We start from the raw sequence: 16,429 nt of genomic DNA on the forward strand, positions 1-16,429 counted from the left end.
ATGCGGGCCCCGGGTACTCCACTGATCATGACCCCATGACGATTACCACCAAACCGTCACAAAAGCCCGAGTGGATCCACCCCGACCGCAGACCCCACCCCGCCTCCACCACCCCCGCCTCCCCCTCCACCGCTCGCGCCACCATCGCCGTCCCGCTCCTGCTGGCGCTCGGCGCGGTCGCCTACAGCGCGTGGGTCCTCGAACCGCTCCTCGGGACGGGGCTCTCGCCGGTGAGTTCGTACGTGAGTGAACTCGCCGCCCGCGACCAGCCGTACAGCACGCTGTTCCGCACGACCGACCTGACCGCGGGCCTGCTGATCCTCGCGGGTGCGGTGGGCGCGCTGCTGTGGCTGCCGCGCCGGTGGGGCACGGTCGTGGGGTGGGCGGGGATCGCGCTGTTCGGGGCCGCCACCGTGGTCGACTCCCGGCTGCCGATGAGCTGCGCGCCGACCGCCGACGCGGCCTGCGAGGCAAGGGAACGGGCGGGGCTCGTGCCCGCGACGCACGCCGCGCACGTGGTGAGCAGCAGTGTCGCGGTGACGGGGGCACTGGTGGGGATGGTGGTGCTGACGCTCGCGGCACGCAGGTGCGGGGTCGTGCCCTCCCTCGCGGGCCCCCTGGGTCACCTCCTCGTACTCCTCGAACTGGCCGCGACCACATGGACCTTGGCGGCCATCGCCGCCTTCGACGCGGGGTACGGCACGTGGGCGATGGGAGTGGGGCAGCGGCTCCAGGTGCTGCTGATCGCGCTCTGGCTGGGGCTGCTCGCGCGTGCGGTGGCCGTGGCGGCACGGCGAGGGTGAGTTTCGTACGGATCGGGGCCGGGGCCGGGGTGCCGCACCGGGTGCCGCACCACGTGGAGGTGACGGGGAGCGGGCCGGTGTGTGTGCTGAGCGCGGGGCTCGGGCTCGCGTGGTTCGACTGGGACGCGGTGGTGGAGCGCCTCGCCCCGTGGCGCACGGTCGTCCGCTTCGACCGGCCGGGGGCGGGACTGAGCGGGCACGCGCGCGTGGCGCCCACGCTTGTCGGCGAGGCCGAGCGGATCGCGCGGGTCCTGGACGCGGTGGGCCTCCCCGGCCCGGCCACGGTGGTCGGACACTCGCTCGCAGGCTTCCACTGCGAGGCGTTCGCCCGCCTCTTCCCTGCGCGTACGTCGGGCCTGGTCCTGGCCGACTCCAGCGTCGAGGAGCGACCGGGGGTGCGGGTTTCGCGCGGGGTACGGGTGGGGGCGGCGCGGGTGTGCGGGGCGGTACTCGGCGGGGTGGGGCTGCCGCGGGCGGTGGGGCCTGTCCTGCGGAGGGCGGCGGTGCGGGGCGACTTGGCGTCGGCGGATGCGGTGAGGCGGGTCTACGGGGCGAGCCGTGTGTGGCGGGGGTCGCTCCTGGAGTACGCGACGTACGGCGACATGGCGGCCGAACTTGCCGCTCTCCGTGGAGAGTTACCCCTCCCTGGCCACCTCCCGGTGACGGTGCTTGCTGCGTACTCAGGGGGCGGGACGAGATGGCTCGACCGCCAGCGAGCCCTCGCCGCCTCGCTCGACGCGGACTTCCGCGTCGCGACCCCATCGGGCCACCTGCTGATGCGGGACGCCCCGGGGGGCGTGGCGGAGGCGGTGCTGGCCACGGGCCACTAAAACCGTCGAGCGTGACCCAGGCCACTCAACCTTCCCTACGCGTTGCGAGAGGCCAATGGAACACGATCCGTGACGCTCTCGTGTGGCGCGTACCTTCGCCGCGTCGGACGGTTCTACGAACGCGGGGGGCCAAGGAGCCGTTCAAGCTGTACGCGCAGTTCTTGGATGGAGAGCGCTGGATCACCCGAAGGCTCCCCGTCCGTCCCGTCGAGCCGGGGCAGGGTGATCACGACAGTTCCGTCGGGCCGCAACTCACAGGTGTAGCCCTGACCCGATGGGTCCGGCTGCGGTTCGGTCCGCCCCAGATGTTGCGCCTGGCGTGCTTGAAGCCAGGCGGTGAAGGTCTGGAGTGCTGCGCTCGTCAGAGTGAGCACCGCGACGACCGTGCCGAGGTCTCCGTACGTACGGCCGTCGTCGGCGGCACGCGACTGTTTGCGGATGGCGCCCGGTGGCAGGCTCTCGTGCAGTTCGTGGAATTCGACGAGCCATAAACCCTTGATGACCACGAAGGGCTCCCCGGCTTGCCCTGGGCCGCCGTTCTCCGAGTCGGTGTCGGTCATGTGTGAGCATCCTTTCGAGGGATCGGTCGAGGCGGCGTCACACGAGGCTCAGCAGAAGTTCCGGGGACCGCGTCACCCGGGGTGGATAGCCATGCGTGTGCCAGCAGGCGTCCAGCTGATCGAGCGTCCACTCCAGGTCAAATCCCCTGGAGGCGAACACCTCGGCCACCCGGGAGCGGTCGGGGTCGATTCCGGTCGCGAGACCGAGCAGAGCCAAGGAGTTCAGCAGCCGAGCCGAGCCGAGCACAGGGATGAGGCCGTCCTCCGACATCAGCTCCCCACAGTGCTCGGTCGATGCCTGGTCACGTGACGGCCACAGCGCCGTGTCCCGGAACAGGGAGTCAGCGACGGGGACGGTCTGCCTCATGGTGCGGTCGAGGAACTGTTTAAGACCATCCATGTGTGTGACCACGGCATCGGCAAAGCCCGACAACTGGCCACCGGCGGCCACAAGTTCGTCGCGCTCCTGATGGTGCGTGAGCATCGTCCGCCGCAGATCGGCAGAGGCTTGCCGGTTCATGGTGCAGGAGAGCAGGCGGCCTTGTGCGGTGACGAAGGCGCCCCGGCACAGCAGGTCCTTTCCCGTCATGGCCGTCGCGAGCAGAATCTCCAGCCTGGCATCGTACGAACCGGCAGCGGCATGCGGTGTCAGATCCGAAGCCGCCACGACGAAGAGCGGCTTCCCCCGCCACTCGACTTCCGCGCCCGCGCCGTCACCGCGTACGCGCAGCGTGACCGGGACGGAGGAGACGGTGAGGTACGGCCGTCTCCTCCATACCCGAAACAGCAGATCCTGGGTGGCTTGCACGACACGCTCACCCAGCAACTCCTGCCGAGATCCCTCGCCCAGAGACCGCACGGTCTCCATGAAGAGGGGTGTCGCACGTTCACGGCAGCGAGAGTCGGCGAGGATGCCGTCTCCCGTCCCTGGCTCCCCGGTCTGGGCGAACCGCACCAGTGAGTCCTCGAACGACGCCACGTCGTCTGCAGTCACTCGCTCGATGTCGGCAAGCCTGCGGGCCAAATGGTCCACGACGCGATCGACGCTGACGAGTGGATCGCGCTCGGGAGGGGCGAGCAGCACTGTCGCCAGGCCAGGGTCGTCGTAGAAATAGCTGCGCAGATAGGCCAGCACGAGGTCCGTCTCGGTGGCGAGCCGACTGTCCTGGCTGCTGAGGTGCCACCACATGCTTTTGACCGCGAGATAGCCGGGGAGATAGCCCTGTGCACGGGTGCTCAGCGGAGCTGCCAGCAGGCTGGCCTTCGACGCCAGGCCGTAGGGGCTCAGCCTGACGTCACGCAGAATGCCGCCTGCCGCAGCCAGGGTGCTGAACGGCTCGATGATCAGATCGTTCTTGACCAGGTTGGCTGCGCCTTTGAAGTAAAAGGCGAGATCCTTGGCAAGGTGACTTCCCGCACGACTGTTCACCCGGGGTACCGCGTCGTGTTCTGCGAAGAGAGCCAATCCTTCGGCGAGTGGCCGCAGCAAACGGATGGTGACCTGGAAACGTAGGACATCGTCGAGTATCAACCAAGGGGCATCTACCCGCTCCTCGGCCGTCAGCCGGCCGCCGTTTCGCCCCAGCCCGCCTCGCTCTTCGACCAGGTCACTCAACGCCTCGCCCACCGCGTCGAGTTCTGGAGAGTAGTCCCGCCAGGTGGAGGCCGCACGGCGCAGCAGATACACCTGGGCATTGCTATCAGCTCGGGCAGCCGCAGTGAACAGGGCGTTGCCCACACGCGAGTTGAAACACCAGTGATGGGTGGACTCGTGAACGTACGCGGCCACATCGTGCGACCCGCCGGGCAGTTCTCCCAACCACGGCCGAGGGTCGTCCCGTTCCTCCGCTGTAAGCATCGTGGCGTTGGTGATCAAATCCGTCCACGCACCGTTGTCCATCGAGCAGTGCCGACTCATATCCACAGCATCAGCGTCCCACCAGAGATTGGCACTTGGGAGGGCGCACAGGCGCATCCGTGACACATGAGGGGCGAACACGCATGGCGCTCATGGCAACTGCCCTGCCACTATGACTGTGCTCATCGTGCGAACTCCGGTCTCCTGAGGTGTCCGTGGAATTGATCGTGCTGGGCTTCGTCCTGTTCCTCATCTGGGCGTGGTGCGACGAAAGGAAACGCAAGGAAGCCGAAGCCCTGGCCCAAGCCCAGGCTCAGGCCCAAGCCCAGACGGAGGCCGCAGCGGAGGCCGCCCGGCTGGCCCGCATCAATGATCCCGCCTGGGTGGGAAGGGAACTCGCCCGTACGACACGGGAAGGTGACCCTCAGAAGGTCCAGGGATTAATCGAACAATTACCTGCGTGGCCAACACGGAAGCCGCTGCTCAATGCGGCCGCATGGCTGGCAGTCCTGACGCATAGCGCCGATGTTGCGGATGCGGCGGGAGTGGAGAAGGAGTTCACAGACAGATTGCGAGCCCATGTCGAGAGCGCGTTGACCGCGCTCAATGCGGTGGCGGTCAAGCTGATCTCGCTCACTCGTCTCGGGCACGAATGGAAAAGACTGGACAAGGGGCCCCGCCAGGCACTGAAGGACGACGCCCAACAGCTGGACAAGATCAGCGTGGCAGCGGCTGCGGTGCACCGTGAGCTGACTGAAGCCATAGCGAGCGGCGGGGAGGGAGGGGGTGCCCAAGCCCTCTCGGCGGAGCAGAACCTGCGCGCGCTGGCCAACGCGATCCAGAAGCTCTCTCAGCGTAATCAGTCGTGAACCACGGAGCCAGGGTCTAGGAAGCGAGAGAGAAATGACAGGAGAGCAGAGCAACCTTCCGGAACGGGTCGGGGAGGTATTGGGCATCGCAGAGCGCGCCGTTCGCTTCCTCCAGACATTCGAGGAAGGTACAGCCCGACCCCAACAGCTCGGACGGCAGCCCAACGCCGCGATCACACGGTGGAAAGCATTGGAAGGCGAGTTGCGTGCGCAACTCATCCAGGAAACGCAACACAACGAACTCCTCACCGTACAGATAACGGACGCCTCCAAAGTCGAGCGGGAGCAGCGACAGTTGGTGTCCTCCCTGGCCCAAAATCCCAAAAGCCCGTCCGATGCACCGCCCGAGGCTCGAACAGCCTTGCTGAAGGCGCGCCGCCTACGCGCGGATATAGACGCGTGGCAGACCGCGTTGCTGGAATCCGATGAAATCGTTCGCACCTGTCGGCAAGTCGAAGCCTTCATGCGCGAATCCCGAGCCGACCTTGAACGATTCACGGAATCCCTGGAAAGGCGACTTCGCATAGCGGAGACCCGAGGTGCGCTGGCCCACATCGCCGATCAGCTCCGAATAATCGACACGTCGGTACGAGAGGACGGGGCCGCGCACGTACGAGACTTCGAGGCCGAGAGGGTAGCTCGTTTCAAAGAGGCCATGCGAAACGAGGACATGCAGATGCTGAATCTGCGGGGCCAGAACGCGGATGCGGAGGTGGAAAAGGAGTGGCGGCAGATGCAGCAGGGGCCGCAGTGACGCTTGCGACACCGCGAGCGGAATGCCCTGACCGTCGGTGATGACGTGGTGCTTGCTGCCCGGCCGTGCCCGGTCGACCGGACTGGGCACGCTTTTGGGCCCCGCCTGGCCGCCCGGACGTGCGAGGAGTAGATCATCGCCCGCGACCAGTCCAGTTGGTTCTTCGAGCGCGGCTTCTCCAGCAGGACGACGTGACGTTGGCCCCGGACGCCGGCCTCGTTCCAGGCGGCCAGCCGCCGCCGGCAGGTCATGCCCGAGCCGAAGCCCAGCTCCTGGGGCAGGTACTCCCACTGGATGCCGGTGTGCAGCACGAACAAGATGCCGCACAGGGCCTGCCGGTCCGGTGTCCCAGGTCTGCCCTGTGCCGGCTTCGGTCCCGGTTTGGGCAGCAACGGCTCGATGAGCGAGCACAGTTCATCCGACACGATCCACGGCCGCGACTGACGTTTCGCCACAACCGGACCAACGAGCCGACACGCCAACAGTCGCCTGATCAACCGCTTCTGTCAGAAGCACTAAGAAGCCCCGTCCCCCCGGCTCCCCCGGAGCCCCCGCACACTCTCCCGAATCACAATGTGCGTCCCCAGGAGATGCCTCTCCTGCCCCGCCCGAGGCGCGCCCGCCAGTGCGAGGCGGACCGCCGTTCGGCCCATTTCCTCTGCGGGGATGTGCACGGTCGTGAGGCCGGGAGTGATGTCCGTGGCCACCGGGTCGTCGTTGTAGCCGACCACCGAGATGTCCTCCGGCACCCGCAGCCCGTACTCCCGCAGCGCGATCATCGTGGCCGCCGCCACCCGGTCGTCGCCCGCGAAGACCGCCGTGAAGTCCGGCTTGCCGTCCGCCTTCTTGAGGAGGTCCATGATCGCCTCGTACCCGTGGTTCTGCCCGAAGCCGATGCCGTGCAGGATCGCCTCCTCGCGCGGCACCCCGTGGTCGGCCAGGGCGCGCAGATAACCGGCGACACGGGCGTCGCCCGTGGTGTGTCCGGGCTGGTAGCCGATCAGGGCTATCTTGCGGTGGCCCGCGCCCAGCAGGTGGCTCGTGATGGCGTACGCGCCCGCCTCGTTGTCGTACTCGACGACCAGCGCGGGGACGTCCGGCGCCGGCGCCGGACGCCCGCACAGGATCAGCCGGGAGCCCGCCGCCGCGAGCGCCTCCGCGTACCGCGCCATCCGCTCGCGGTACTCGTCGTCCTCGATGACACCGCCCACGAGCACGACCGCCTCGGCGGCCTGCTCGCGCATCATCTGCACCAGGGCCAGCTCGCGGGCCGGATCGCTGCCCGTCGACGCGACCAGCGTGAGCCTGCCCCGCTGGGCGGCCTCCATCTCCACGCCCTGCGCGACATGCGCGTAGAAGGAGCTCACCAGCTCGAACATGAGCACCGCGATCGTCTTGCGGCCCGCGCCCGCCAAGGCACGCGCGTGCGCGTTGGCGACGTAATCGAGGTCCTTGACGGCCCGCAGCACCTTCGCACGCGACGCCGTGGACGTCGGGTAGTTGCCCGCGAGGACCCGCGAGACGGTCGCGACCGAGACGCCCGCCCGCGCCGCCACATCGCGAATGGTGACCCGCTCACCCACTGTGTCTCCTCAAGTCCTCAAGTCCTCACGCCGTCAAGTAGCAGAATCCGGAGCCGGGTTGCCCCCCCCCGAGGCAGCCCGCCCCCGGACCATCATCCCGCGCCCGCACGCATCCCGCGCCCGCCCGGAATCAGTGCGCCGCTTCGTACTCCTTCGCGAACTCCTCGCGAGCCTTCGCGCCGCCCTGCGTCTCCCACTTCTGGTAGACGGCCTCCCAGTCGGACAGCTTCTTGCGGCCCGAGACGATCGCCGTGACGCCGTCCTCGATGACCTGCTGCATGGACGCGCCCTGCCGGTTGTACGTGTCCGACATCAGACCCCAGTGGTCGTCGCGCACGAGCTGCGGCACCACCGCCTTCTCCCACGTGTGCAGCCGCTCGGTGAGATCGGCGAAGCCGGGGAAGTACAGCGGCTGCGGTGCGTCCATGAGGTAGGCGAAGGGGAGGTTCGTCCTGTTCTCCACCAGACCAAGGGAGTTGGCGATCGGGTCGCCGTTCTTGTCGTACTCGAAGTGCGTGCCCTCGACGCCCGAGTGCATCAGCTCGTACTCCTTGGAGCCGAACGGCGACGCCAGCCAGTCCAGGACCCGCAGCATCAGCTTGACGCGGTCCTTGGAGGCCTTCTTGATGACGGTGTAGCCGAAGCAGCCGCGGTTCTGCTGGTAGACGGGCGTCGCGCCGTCGACGACGTACGGCACGGCGGCGTCGAGGCTGAACTCGTCCTTGATGCCCTGTGCGTTGGAGATGACCGCGCCCCAGCCGTCCGTCATCGAGCGGACCGTGCCGTTCTGGAACTGGGTCTTGAGGTCGACCTGGGAGATCGAGGTGGCGTCGGAGTTGTACGAGCCCGCCTTGCGCATCTTGGACATGTACTCCAGTGCGGCCTTGAACTCGTCGGTCCCGTACATGTCGGTGACCTTGCCGTTCTTGATCTGCCACTGGTTCGGCGCCCCGTGCCACATCGCGTGGTAGAGGTAGCCGAAGAAGCCGACCGAGGAGGCGCCGAGCGCGTACTTCTTGTTCTGTGAGGCCTCCCGCGCCATCGTCTGGAAGTCGGCCGCCGACATGCCCGGCTTGTAGCCCGCCTTGTGGAAGGCCTCGCGGTTGATGAACATCGCGCCCTGCACCTTGGCGCGCTCGATCGGAAGGCCGTAGATGCCACCGGAGACGCGGCCCATGCCCTCCCACGCGTACGTGGGGATGTTGGCGAGGTTCGGGTAGTCGTTCACCGCGTCGCCCGACAGGTGCTCCGAGAGGTCCGCGCACCGCGACTTCACGAACTGCGACTCGCGCGGCAGGACGTAGCCGCCACCGAAGTTGATCATGTCGGGCAGGTCGTCGCCTGACATCAGGGTGGACATCTTGGAGCGGAAGTCCGCGTCCGGCACGACCGAGAACTCGACCTCGACGCCCAGGGCCTCGTTCATCGCCTGCCAGAACTTGTTCGATCCGACCGGCTTCGGCGGGGTGCCGTAGGTGATGGTCATGACCTTGATCTTCTGCTTGCCGTTGCCCGGCTTCTCGGCCGTCGCGGTGACCAGCTTCTCGGGGTACTTGGTGAAGCCCGGCTGTACGCCATCGGCGCTGGGCGCGAGGTCCGGCTTCGGGCCCTTGGCGGGCGTGTACGTCGGCCAGGGCGTCGCCTTCTTGTTCGCGTTGCTGACCGAACCGCCGCCGCTCGAATCCGTGGAGCAGGCGGTGAGCAGGGAGGGGGCCGCGACCGCGGCCCCGCCGACGGCTATGGAGCGCAGCAGCGTACGGCGCGACATCGAGGAACCGGACACAGTGTCAACCTTTCAAAACCTGGGGAATTGGCTCAGCTCTTGATGGCGCCCGTGAGCACGCCCTTGGTGAAGTACTTCTGGAGGAAGGGGTAGACGATCAGGATCGGCACGGTGGCGATCACCAGGACGGCCATCTGCATCGTCTGCGGGGCCGAGACGTTCGACGCGTCGCTCAGTCCGGTGTCCGCGATCTGCGAGCCGCCCATGACGTACGTACGCAGGACCTGCTGGAGCGGCCAGTGGTCGGACTCCAGATAGATCGAGGCATGGAACCAGGCGTTCCAGTAGCTCACCGCGTAGAAGAGGCCGACCACCGCGAGGGCCGCCTTCGAGAGCGGGAGCACGACGCGCCACAGGATCTGCCAGTCGTTCGCGCCATCCAGCCGCGCCGCCTCGTACAACTCCTCGGGCACGCCCTGGAAGAAGCCGCGCAGGACGACCAGATTGAAGACGTTGATGAGTACGGGGACGATCAGGGCGCTGTAGCTCTCCAGCATCCCCATGCCCTTGACCAGCAGGAACGCCGGGATCATGCCGGGCGGGAAGAGGAACGTGAAGAGGACGACGAGGAGGATCGGCTTTCCGCCGTAGACCTTGGGGCGGCTCAGCGCGTACGCGAGGAACGTCGTGCACGCCAGCGAGGCGAGGGTGCCGATGAGCGTGACGGCGGCGCTGACCCCCAGCGCCTTGGTGACGATGCCGCCCTCGAAGACCTGCTCGTAGGCGCGCAGGGTCGGGTGCGTGGGCCACAGGACCCAGCCGCCGTTGGCGATGACCTCGCGGTTCGAGGCGAACGACGTCGAGACGATGACCAGGAACGGCACGAAGACCATGACCAGGATGGTGACGATCGCCAGGGCCTTGGCCACCTGGGTGACCGGCTTCGGCTTCTCCATCCAGGAGGGGCGAGCGGGGCGGACGGGACGGGCAGGGCGCGCAGGGCGTGCGGTGCGTGCGGTCTGTATGGGGCGCGCGGGGCGTGCCTCGGCGGTTTTCGTGCTCACTTGTAAACCCCCTGCTCGCCGAGGCGATGGGCGACCTTGTTGGCCGCGAAGACGAGAATCGCGCCGACCACGCCCTTGAACAGGCCCGCCGCCGCGGCGTATCCGGTGTCGCCGCCGACGATGCCCTGCCAGAAGACGAAGGTGTCGAGCACCTCACCCGCCTCGGGTCCGACCGACTGCCGTTGCAGCAGCATCTGTTCGAAGCCGACGGAGAGGATGTCGCCGAGCCGCATGATCAGCAGCAGGATGACGACCGGCCGGATGGACGGCAGCGTCACGTGCCAGAAGCGGCGCCAGGGGCCCGCACCGTCGATGGCGGCGGCCTCGTACTGCTGCTCGTCCACCTGCATCAGCGCGGCGAGGAAGATGATCGTGCCCCAGCCCGCGTCCTTCCAGACGACCTGTGCGACGACCAGCGCCGGGTACGCGTCCGGATTGCCGATGATGTCGACGGAGTGCAGACCCGCCTGCCCGAGCACGGAGTTGAGCAGGCCGGTGTCGGCGAGCACCTGCTGGAACAGGGCGACGACGATGACCCACGACAGGAAGTGCGGCAGATAGACCACCGACTGCACGAAGCGCCGCGTCAGGTCCGAGGTCAGGCTGTGCAGGAGCAGGGCGAGGCCGAGCGGGACCGGGAAGAAGAAGGCCAGCTGGAGCACCGCGAGGAAGAGCGTGTTCCAGGTCGCGTGCCAGAAGTCCGGGTCGCCGAACATCCGGTCGAAGTTCTCGAAGCCGACCCAGGGGCTGGCCCAGAGGCCGTCGAAGGGGACGTACTCCTTGAAGGCGACGGCGTTCCCGATGAACGCGCCGTAGTGGAACACCAGGAAGTACGCGACTCCCGGCACCATGAGCAGCAGCAGGACTCGCGAGGAGTGAAACCGCTTCCATCGCTCATCACGCCTGAGTTTGTTGCCATTTGGCCTGTTACTGCGCTTGCCGGGCGGCTTCACCGCCTCGGTTTCCGTCCGGTCCTTCATCACCGCTGACACGGCAGCCCCTCCGTCGTCGGAACAAGGTGACCGGAATCTAAAGCGGTTACTAAGCCTGGTCAACCCCCTTGACCCCGCGATCTCTTGACCACGGTCCTGACTTCCGCCTAGCCTCCAGGCGCTGTTGAGTAACCGGTTACTACGAGGGATGGTCACGCGTGGCAGACCAGGCAGAGTTGAAGGCTCCACCGATCAGTCCGGTGATCAGCCCGGCGGCTGGTCCGGTGGCGAGTCCGGCGGCCGGTCCGATGGCGAGTCCGGCGACCAGACCGGCGATCACCGCACTCGCCATGAGCGCGGACGTGGCGGAGCGGGTGTTCGCCCCCGACATCCGCGAACGGCTCTCCCGCAGCGTGGAGTTGGCGCCTGCCCTGCTCACCGGGCCGCTCACCGGAGCCGACGCGCGGGCGGTGCTCGCCGACGCGGAGATCCTGGTCACGGGCTGGAACTGCCCGCCGGTCACGGCCGAGGTCCTCGCGCACGCGCCTCGGCTGCGGGCCCTCGTGCATGCCGCGGGGTCGGTGAAACCCGTGGTGACCGACGCGCTGTGGGACCGGGGCGTGGTGGTCTCGTCGGCGGCCGACGCGAACGCGGGGCCCGTCGTGGCCTACACGCTCGCCGCGATCACCTTCGCCTCCAAGAGGGCGCTTTCGACCGCGGCGGGCTACACCGCCGGGTGGCCGCCCTTCACGGAGCGGACCGGCGCGGACGCCCGCACCATCGGCGTCATCGGTGCGTCCCGCATCGGCCGCGGCGTCATCGCGGCGCTGCGCGCCTCCGACGCGGGATGGCGGGTGCTGCTCACCGATCCGTACGTCACGCGGGAGGAGGCGGCCGGGCTCGGCGTGGAGCTCGTCGAGCTCCCGGAGCTGTGCCGAAAGAGCTCGATCGTCAGCGTCCACGCGCCCCAACTTCCCGAGACACTGGGCATGGTGAGCGAGGAGATGCTGAAGCTGATCCCGGACGGCGGCACCGTCATCAACACGGCACGGGGCGCGTTGGTCGACACGGAGGCGCTGGCCAGGGAGTGCGGGTCGGGGCGCCTCGACGCCTTCCTGGATGTGACGGACCCCGAGCCGCTGCCTGCGGGGCATCCCTTGCTGGTGCTGCCGAACGTACTGGTCACCCCGCATGTCGCCGGGGCGCAGGGGAGCGAGGTGCGCAGGCTCGGGGAGTACGCGGTGGGGGAGGTCGAGCGGTTCGTGCGGGGGGAGGAGTTGCGGGGGCGGTTGCTGAGGGAGGACTTGCCGCGGACGGCTTGAGCTTGTGTGTGTGTGGGAGCAGGTCAGACGCCGGACGGGCCGGACATCTCAGCCCGTCCGGCGATCGGGGAAGATCACGGCTTCGCGCCCCGCGCCTTCAGCAGATCCGCCATCAGCTCGATCTCCGACTCCTGCGAGTCCACCATCCCCTGCGCGAGCCGGAGTTCGACCCCCACCTCGCACCGGTCCACGCACCCCTCGGCCATATGGATCCCGCCCTTGTGGTGCTTGGTCATCAGCTGGAGATACCGCACCTCGGCGGCCCGCCCACTCAGCTTCCCGAGGCCCTTGAGCTCGGCATTGGTCGCCATCCCGGGCATCAGGGCACCGTCCTTGCCCGGCGGCATGTCTCCCATCCCCATCCACTCCATCGGAGCGCCCTGGGGCACCTTCGGCAGCTCCCAGAGGTCGAGCCAGCCGAGCAGCATGCCGCGCTGGTTCGCCTGCGTCTGGGCGATGTCGTACGCGAGGCGGCGGATCTCCTCGTCCTTCGTGCGGTCGCGCACGATGTACGACATCTCCACGGCCTGCTGGTGGTGCGTCGCCATGTCCCGGGCGAAGCCCGCGTCGGCGGACTCCGTGGACGGGGCGGACGTGCCGGACGAGCCGTGCGAGGAGGCTACGGCGACCGTGATCCCGCCGCCGGCCACGATCACCGCCGCGGCGGCCCCCAGGGCCCAGCAGGTGCGGCGCCTCACTGGGCCTTGCCACCCGTGCAGGCGGCCCCCGGCTCAGGGGTCTGCTTGCCCTGTACGTAGGTGGAGAAGAAGGAGTCGACCTTCGGGTCCGCCGCGCCGGTCACCGTGCGCTGGTGGCCCCAGGCCGACAGCATGACCGGGTCCTTCTGGTCCTTGACCGGACTCATCAGGGAGTACGGCGTCTGCTTGACCTTCTGCTCCAGCTTCTTCAGGTCGTCGGCCTTCGCCTTGTCGTTGTACGTCACCCAGACGGCGCCGTGCTCCAGGGAGTGCACGGCGTTGCGCTCGGGGAGCTCGTCCTTGTAGACGTCGCCGTTGCAGTTCATCCAGACCTGGTCGTGGTCGCCGCCCACCGGCGGGGTCATCGCGTAGCTGACGTCCTTGGAGACGTGGGTGCGGCCCAGCTTCTTCGCGTCCCAGACCTTCTCGCCGTCCGCGGTCGTCTTGAACGTCGGCGCGGACTTCCCGTCGGAGGCCGCCGTGTCGGAATCATCGGCCTTCTGGAAGAGGACGACACCGCCCACGGCGAGCGCGGCGACCACCACCGCGCTCAGAGTGATCGTGATGACGCGGCCACGGCGATCACGTGTGCGCTCGGCCTTGCGCATCTCCTCTATCCGGGCTTTGCGGGATGCGGTGCTCGTGTTCTTGGCGGAACCCATGATGTGTCCTTCGGCGGAAACGACGGAAAGGGCGGGACGCGCGTGGCGGAACATGCGGCTCATGCGGAACGTGCGGAACATGGTGGAGCGGTTCGCTGATCGTAATGGGCGAGCCCGGCGGGCTGTAGGGGCAGTCCTGGCCGCCCGCTGTTACGGGCGCGCCGATCAGCAGGCACTATGGGCACAGGGCGGCACATGGCCCGCAACGCGCCTGAAACCGTGTGGTGGGATGCTCGAGTGCCCCGATGTGTCCTCAGGCGTGAGAACGGCACGGACACAGGCGGCCTGACCAGCAAGGATGGGTGGAAGCGGAAGATGGACAAGCAGCAGGAATTCGTGCTCCGGACTCTGGAGGAGCGCGACATCCGGTTCGTACGCCTGTGGTTCACGGATGTCCTCGGCTTCCTGAAATCGGTCGCGGTGGCTCCGGCCGAGCTGGAGCAGGCCTTCGACGAGGGCATCGGCTTCGACGGCTCGGCGATCGAGGGATTCGCCCGGGTGTACGAGTCGGACATGATCGCCAAGCCGGACCCGTCGACGTTCCAGGTCCTGCCCTGGCGCGCGGAGGCTCCCGGCACCGCCCGTATGTTCTGCGACATCCTCATGCCGGACGGCTCCCCGTCCTTCGCGGACCCGCGCTACGTGCTCAAGCGGGCCCTCGCGAAGACCTCCGACCTCGGGTTCACCTTCTACACCCACCCCGAGATCGAGTTCTTCCTCCTGAAGGACAAGCCTCTCGACGGGTCGCGGCCCACCCCGGCCGACAACTCCGGCTACTTCGACCACACCCCGCAGAACGTCGGGATGGACTTCCGCCGCCAGGCGATCACGATGCTCGAATCGATGGGAATCTCGGTCGAGTTCAGCCACCACGAGGGCGCGCCGGGCCAGCAGGAGATCGACCTCCGTTACGCGGACGCGCTCTCCACCGCCGACAACATCATGACGTTCCGCCTGGTCATGAAGCAGGTGGCCCTGGAGCAGGGGGTCAACGCGACCTTCATGCCCAAGCCCTTCTCCGAGCACCCGGGCTCGGGCATGCACACGCACCTCTCCCTCTTCGAGGGCGACCGCAACGCGTTCTACGAGTCCGGCTCCGAGTACCAGCTCTCCAAGGTGGGCCGCTCCTTCATCGCGGGCCTCCTGAAGCACGCCGCCGAGATCTCCGCGGTCACCAACCAGTGGGTGAACTCCTACAAGCGCATCTGGGGCGGCTCGGAGCGCACGGCGGGCGCGGGCGGCGAGGCCCCCTCGTACATCTGCTGGGGTCACAACAACCGCTCCGCGCTGATCCGCGTCCCGATGTACAAGCCCGGCAAGACGGGCTCGGCGCGCGTGGAGGTCCGCTCGATCGACTCGGGCGCGAACCCCTACCTGACATACGCGGTCCTGCTCGCCGCCGGCCTCAAGGGCATCGAGGAGGGCTACGAACTCCCGCCGGGCGCCGACGACGACGTATGGGCCCTGAGCGACGGAGAACGCCGCGCGATGGGCATCGAGCCGCTCCCGCAGAACCTGGGCGAGGCGATCGCGCTGATGGAACGCAGCGAGCTCGTGGCCGAGACCCTGGGCGAGCACGTGTACGACTTCTTCCTGCGCAACAAGAAGCAGGAGTGGGAGGAGTACCGGAGTGAGGTCACGGCCTTCGAGCTGAGGAAGAACCTGCCGGTGCTGTAGGCGCAGGTCGGAGCGTATTTCGGCTGATGTGCAAGGAGGGCCCGTGGTCGCCGACCGCGGGCCCTCCCTGCTGTCCGGCTGTCGCTGGGCCGCCGATGGGCCCCACTCCGTGTGTTCGTCGACTCCGTGTGGGCGACTACCTGATAAGCGGAGGATGCCTCCGTTAATATCGGCGAGGACGCGTGGCGCCTTCTCGGATGGTGGGGGACCGAATGATTCTTGTGACAGGTGCGACCGGCACCATTGGCAGACACCTGGTAGGTGCGCTTGCGCAAGCGGACGTGCCCTTTCGGGCGCTGGTACGGGATCCGAGCAAGGGTCAGGAGCTGGACTGCGAGTTCGCCGTGGGGGACTTCGACGATCCGGAGTCGATGGTCAGAGCCCTGAAGGGCGTTGACCGGCTTCTGCTCAACAGCGGCGGCGCGCTTCCTGTGGCCGGACAGCAGCCGATGGTCCGGCAGCAGACCGGCGCCATCGACGTGGCGCGGGACGTCGGGGTCTCGTGGGTGGTGAAGATATCGGCGTGGCAGCCAAGTCCTGACGCGAAGCTCTCCGTAGGGGCGCACTGGGAGATCGAGCAGCACCTCAAGGCGTCCGGGCTGCGGTGGGCGTCCCTGCAGCCCACCGGCTACATGCAGAATTTCTCCACCGGTGCGGGCGGCTTCGCACACGGCGGTGCCCTGGAAGGTCCATACGGTTCGGGCGGTGTGGCGTACATCGACGCCTACGACGTCGCCGCCTGTGCCGCGAGGCTGCTGACAAGACCGCTCGGAGGCGGCGAGACCTATGCGCTCACCGGCCCGCAGGCGCTGACGCATGAAGAGATAGCCGCCAAGCTCGCCATTCCCTTCCGTGATCAGCCGCCTCAGGAGGCAGCCGAGGGTCTACGGGCGCAGGGGCTGCCCGGTTGGTTCGTGGATGACCTGCTGGGGCTCTACGCGGAGATGGCGGCCGGTGCGATGTCCGAGGTGACGACGGCGGTGTGGGACCTGACCGGGCGTGCGCCGCGTACGTTCGACGAGTTCTTGGCGCATGAGTAGGACGCCGGGCAGGACACGTTCTTCGGCTCCGGACAGCAGCGTGCCCCGTTCCCG

16 protein-coding genes and 1 pseudogene are annotated in these 16,429 nt (G+C 67.9%); 7 read left to right on the forward strand and 10 right to left on the reverse strand.

Annotated features, from left to right (window positions below):
- Positions 1-35 precede the first annotated feature (35 nt).
- Both ACZ5CR_RS20490 and ACZ5CR_RS20495 read left to right on the forward strand, forming a co-directional pair.
- Complete coding sequence (locus tag ACZ5CR_RS20490; protein WP_468859379.1) at positions 36-803, forward strand: DUF998 domain-containing protein; 768 nt, start codon at positions 36-38, stop codon at positions 801-803.
- Positions 800-1,633: an alpha/beta fold hydrolase gene (locus ACZ5CR_RS20495; RefSeq protein WP_468859381.1), complete on the forward strand. Its 834-nt coding sequence runs from the start codon at positions 800-802 to the stop codon at positions 1,631-1,633. The genes ACZ5CR_RS20490 and ACZ5CR_RS20495 overlap by 4 nt, the downstream gene beginning before the upstream one ends.
- A 113-nt stretch (positions 1,634-1,746) precedes the next feature.
- Here the strand turns inward: ACZ5CR_RS20495 and ACZ5CR_RS20500 are convergent, their stop codons facing one another.
- Both ACZ5CR_RS20500 and ACZ5CR_RS20505 read right to left on the reverse strand, forming a co-directional pair.
- Entirely contained in the window at positions 1,747-2,193 is a 447-nt protein-coding gene (locus tag ACZ5CR_RS20500; protein WP_468859383.1) for a hypothetical protein, read from the reverse strand.
- A 37-nt stretch (positions 2,194-2,230) separates the two neighbouring features.
- Complete coding sequence (locus tag ACZ5CR_RS20505) at positions 2,231-4,093, reverse strand: hypothetical protein (RefSeq protein WP_468859385.1); 1,863 nt, start codon at positions 4,091-4,093, stop codon at positions 2,231-2,233.
- Positions 4,094-4,266: 173 nt separating this feature from the next.
- Here ACZ5CR_RS20505 and ACZ5CR_RS20510 point away from each other — a divergent pair, with 173 nt between their 5' ends.
- Both ACZ5CR_RS20510 and ACZ5CR_RS20515 read left to right on the forward strand, forming a co-directional pair.
- Positions 4,267-4,920 carry a hypothetical protein gene (locus tag ACZ5CR_RS20510; RefSeq protein ID WP_468859387.1) on the forward strand — a complete coding sequence of 218 codons (654 nt, stop codon included), beginning with the start codon at positions 4,267-4,269 and terminating at the stop codon, positions 4,918-4,920.
- Between the two features lie 34 nt (positions 4,921-4,954).
- Entirely contained in the window at positions 4,955-5,674 is a 720-nt protein-coding gene (locus tag ACZ5CR_RS20515) for a hypothetical protein (protein ID WP_468859625.1), read from the forward strand.
- 6 nt (positions 5,675-5,680) lie between these two features.
- Here the strand turns inward: ACZ5CR_RS20515 and ACZ5CR_RS20520 are convergent.
- The 6 genes and pseudogenes from ACZ5CR_RS20520 to ACZ5CR_RS20545 form a co-directional block, all read right to left on the reverse strand.
- A pseudogene (locus tag ACZ5CR_RS20520) lies at positions 5,681-6,129 on the reverse strand (transposase); the annotation flags it as partial.
- Positions 6,130-6,189: 60 nt separating this feature from the next.
- Positions 6,190-7,257 carry a LacI family DNA-binding transcriptional regulator gene (locus tag ACZ5CR_RS20525; protein WP_468859389.1) on the reverse strand — a complete coding sequence of 356 codons (1,068 nt, stop codon included), beginning with the start codon at positions 7,255-7,257 and terminating at the stop codon, positions 6,190-6,192.
- 130 nt (positions 7,258-7,387) lie between these two features.
- On the reverse strand, positions 7,388-9,025 hold the full coding sequence (locus ACZ5CR_RS20530) for a type 2 periplasmic-binding domain-containing protein (protein ID WP_468859391.1): 1,638 nt from the start codon (positions 9,023-9,025) through the stop codon (positions 7,388-7,390).
- 47 nt (positions 9,026-9,072) lie between these two features.
- Positions 9,073-9,936, reverse strand: a complete 864-nt coding sequence (locus ACZ5CR_RS20535; RefSeq protein ID WP_468859600.1) for a carbohydrate ABC transporter permease — start codon at positions 9,934-9,936, stop codon at positions 9,073-9,075.
- 104 nt (positions 9,937-10,040) lie between these two features.
- Positions 10,041-10,895, reverse strand: coding sequence for an ABC transporter permease (locus ACZ5CR_RS20540; RefSeq protein ID WP_468859602.1), 855 nt, complete (start codon positions 10,893-10,895; stop codon positions 10,041-10,043).
- A gap of 280 nt (positions 10,896-11,175) precedes the next feature.
- The gene (locus ACZ5CR_RS20545) at positions 11,176-11,328 is read right to left on the reverse strand and encodes a hypothetical protein (protein ID WP_468859392.1); all 153 of its coding nucleotides are present in this window, start codon (positions 11,326-11,328) and stop codon (positions 11,176-11,178) included.
- Between ACZ5CR_RS20545 and ACZ5CR_RS20550 the strand changes: the two genes are divergently transcribed.
- Positions 11,327-12,298 (forward strand): hydroxyacid dehydrogenase, encoded by a 972-nt coding sequence (locus tag ACZ5CR_RS20550; RefSeq protein ID WP_468859393.1) that lies wholly within the window; start codon positions 11,327-11,329, stop codon positions 12,296-12,298. The two genes, ACZ5CR_RS20545 and ACZ5CR_RS20550, sit on opposite strands and share 2 nt — an antisense overlap.
- A gap of 74 nt (positions 12,299-12,372) precedes the next feature.
- Here ACZ5CR_RS20550 and ACZ5CR_RS20555 read toward each other — a convergent pair whose 3' ends face one another.
- The gene (locus ACZ5CR_RS20555; protein WP_468859395.1) at positions 12,373-12,996 is read right to left on the reverse strand and encodes a DUF305 domain-containing protein; all 624 of its coding nucleotides are present in this window, start codon (positions 12,994-12,996) and stop codon (positions 12,373-12,375) included.
- A complete protein-coding gene (locus ACZ5CR_RS20560) occupies positions 12,993-13,658 on the reverse strand; it encodes a DUF3105 domain-containing protein (protein WP_468859396.1) in 666 nt (221 codons plus the stop codon). The genes ACZ5CR_RS20555 and ACZ5CR_RS20560 overlap by 4 nt, the downstream gene beginning before the upstream one ends.
- 315 nt (positions 13,659-13,973) lie before the next feature.
- Here ACZ5CR_RS20560 and ACZ5CR_RS20565 point away from each other — a divergent pair, with 315 nt between their 5' ends.
- Positions 13,974-15,335, forward strand: coding sequence for a glutamine synthetase family protein (locus ACZ5CR_RS20565; RefSeq protein ID WP_468859398.1), 1,362 nt, complete (start codon positions 13,974-13,976; stop codon positions 15,333-15,335).
- A 212-nt stretch (positions 15,336-15,547) separates the two neighbouring features.
- Complete coding sequence (locus tag ACZ5CR_RS20570; RefSeq protein ID WP_468859400.1) at positions 15,548-16,375, forward strand: SDR family oxidoreductase; 828 nt, start codon at positions 15,548-15,550, stop codon at positions 16,373-16,375.
- Positions 16,376-16,429 lie beyond the last annotated feature (54 nt).

The organism is Streptomyces sp. NPDC031274, assembly GCF_055570235.1.

Bases quoted from the DNA above. Each gene is read 5' to 3' on its own strand.
- ACZ5CR_RS20545 (WP_468859392.1), bottom strand. From the start codon at position 11,328: ATGGCGAGTGCGGTGATCGCCGGTCTGGTCGCCGGACTCGCCATCGGA.
- ACZ5CR_RS20565 (WP_468859398.1), top strand. From the start codon at position 13,974: ATGGACAAGCAGCAGGAATTCGTGCTCCGGACTCTGGAGGAGCGCGAC.
- ACZ5CR_RS20505 (WP_468859385.1), bottom strand. From the start codon at position 4,093: ATGGACAACGGTGCGTGGACGGATTTGATCACCAACGCCACGATGCTT.
- ACZ5CR_RS20490 (WP_468859379.1), top strand. From the start codon at position 36: ATGACGATTACCACCAAACCGTCACAAAAGCCCGAGTGGATCCACCCC.
- ACZ5CR_RS20535 (WP_468859600.1), bottom strand. From the start codon at position 9,936: ATGGAGAAGCCGAAGCCGGTCACCCAGGTGGCCAAGGCCCTGGCGATC.
- ACZ5CR_RS20530 (WP_468859391.1), bottom strand. From the start codon at position 9,025: ATGTCGCGCCGTACGCTGCTGCGCTCCATAGCCGTCGGCGGGGCCGCG.
- ACZ5CR_RS20570 (WP_468859400.1), top strand. From the start codon at position 15,548: ATGATTCTTGTGACAGGTGCGACCGGCACCATTGGCAGACACCTGGTA.
- ACZ5CR_RS20560 (WP_468859396.1), bottom strand. From the start codon at position 13,658: ATGGGTTCCGCCAAGAACACGAGCACCGCATCCCGCAAAGCCCGGATA.
- ACZ5CR_RS20540 (WP_468859602.1), bottom strand. From the start codon at position 10,895: ATGGTGCCGGGAGTCGCGTACTTCCTGGTGTTCCACTACGGCGCGTTC.
- ACZ5CR_RS20550 (WP_468859393.1), top strand. From the start codon at position 11,327: ATGAGCGCGGACGTGGCGGAGCGGGTGTTCGCCCCCGACATCCGCGAA.
- ACZ5CR_RS20500 (WP_468859383.1), bottom strand. From the start codon at position 2,193: ATGACCGACACCGACTCGGAGAACGGCGGCCCAGGGCAAGCCGGGGAG.
- ACZ5CR_RS20515 (WP_468859625.1), top strand. From the start codon at position 4,955: ATGACAGGAGAGCAGAGCAACCTTCCGGAACGGGTCGGGGAGGTATTG.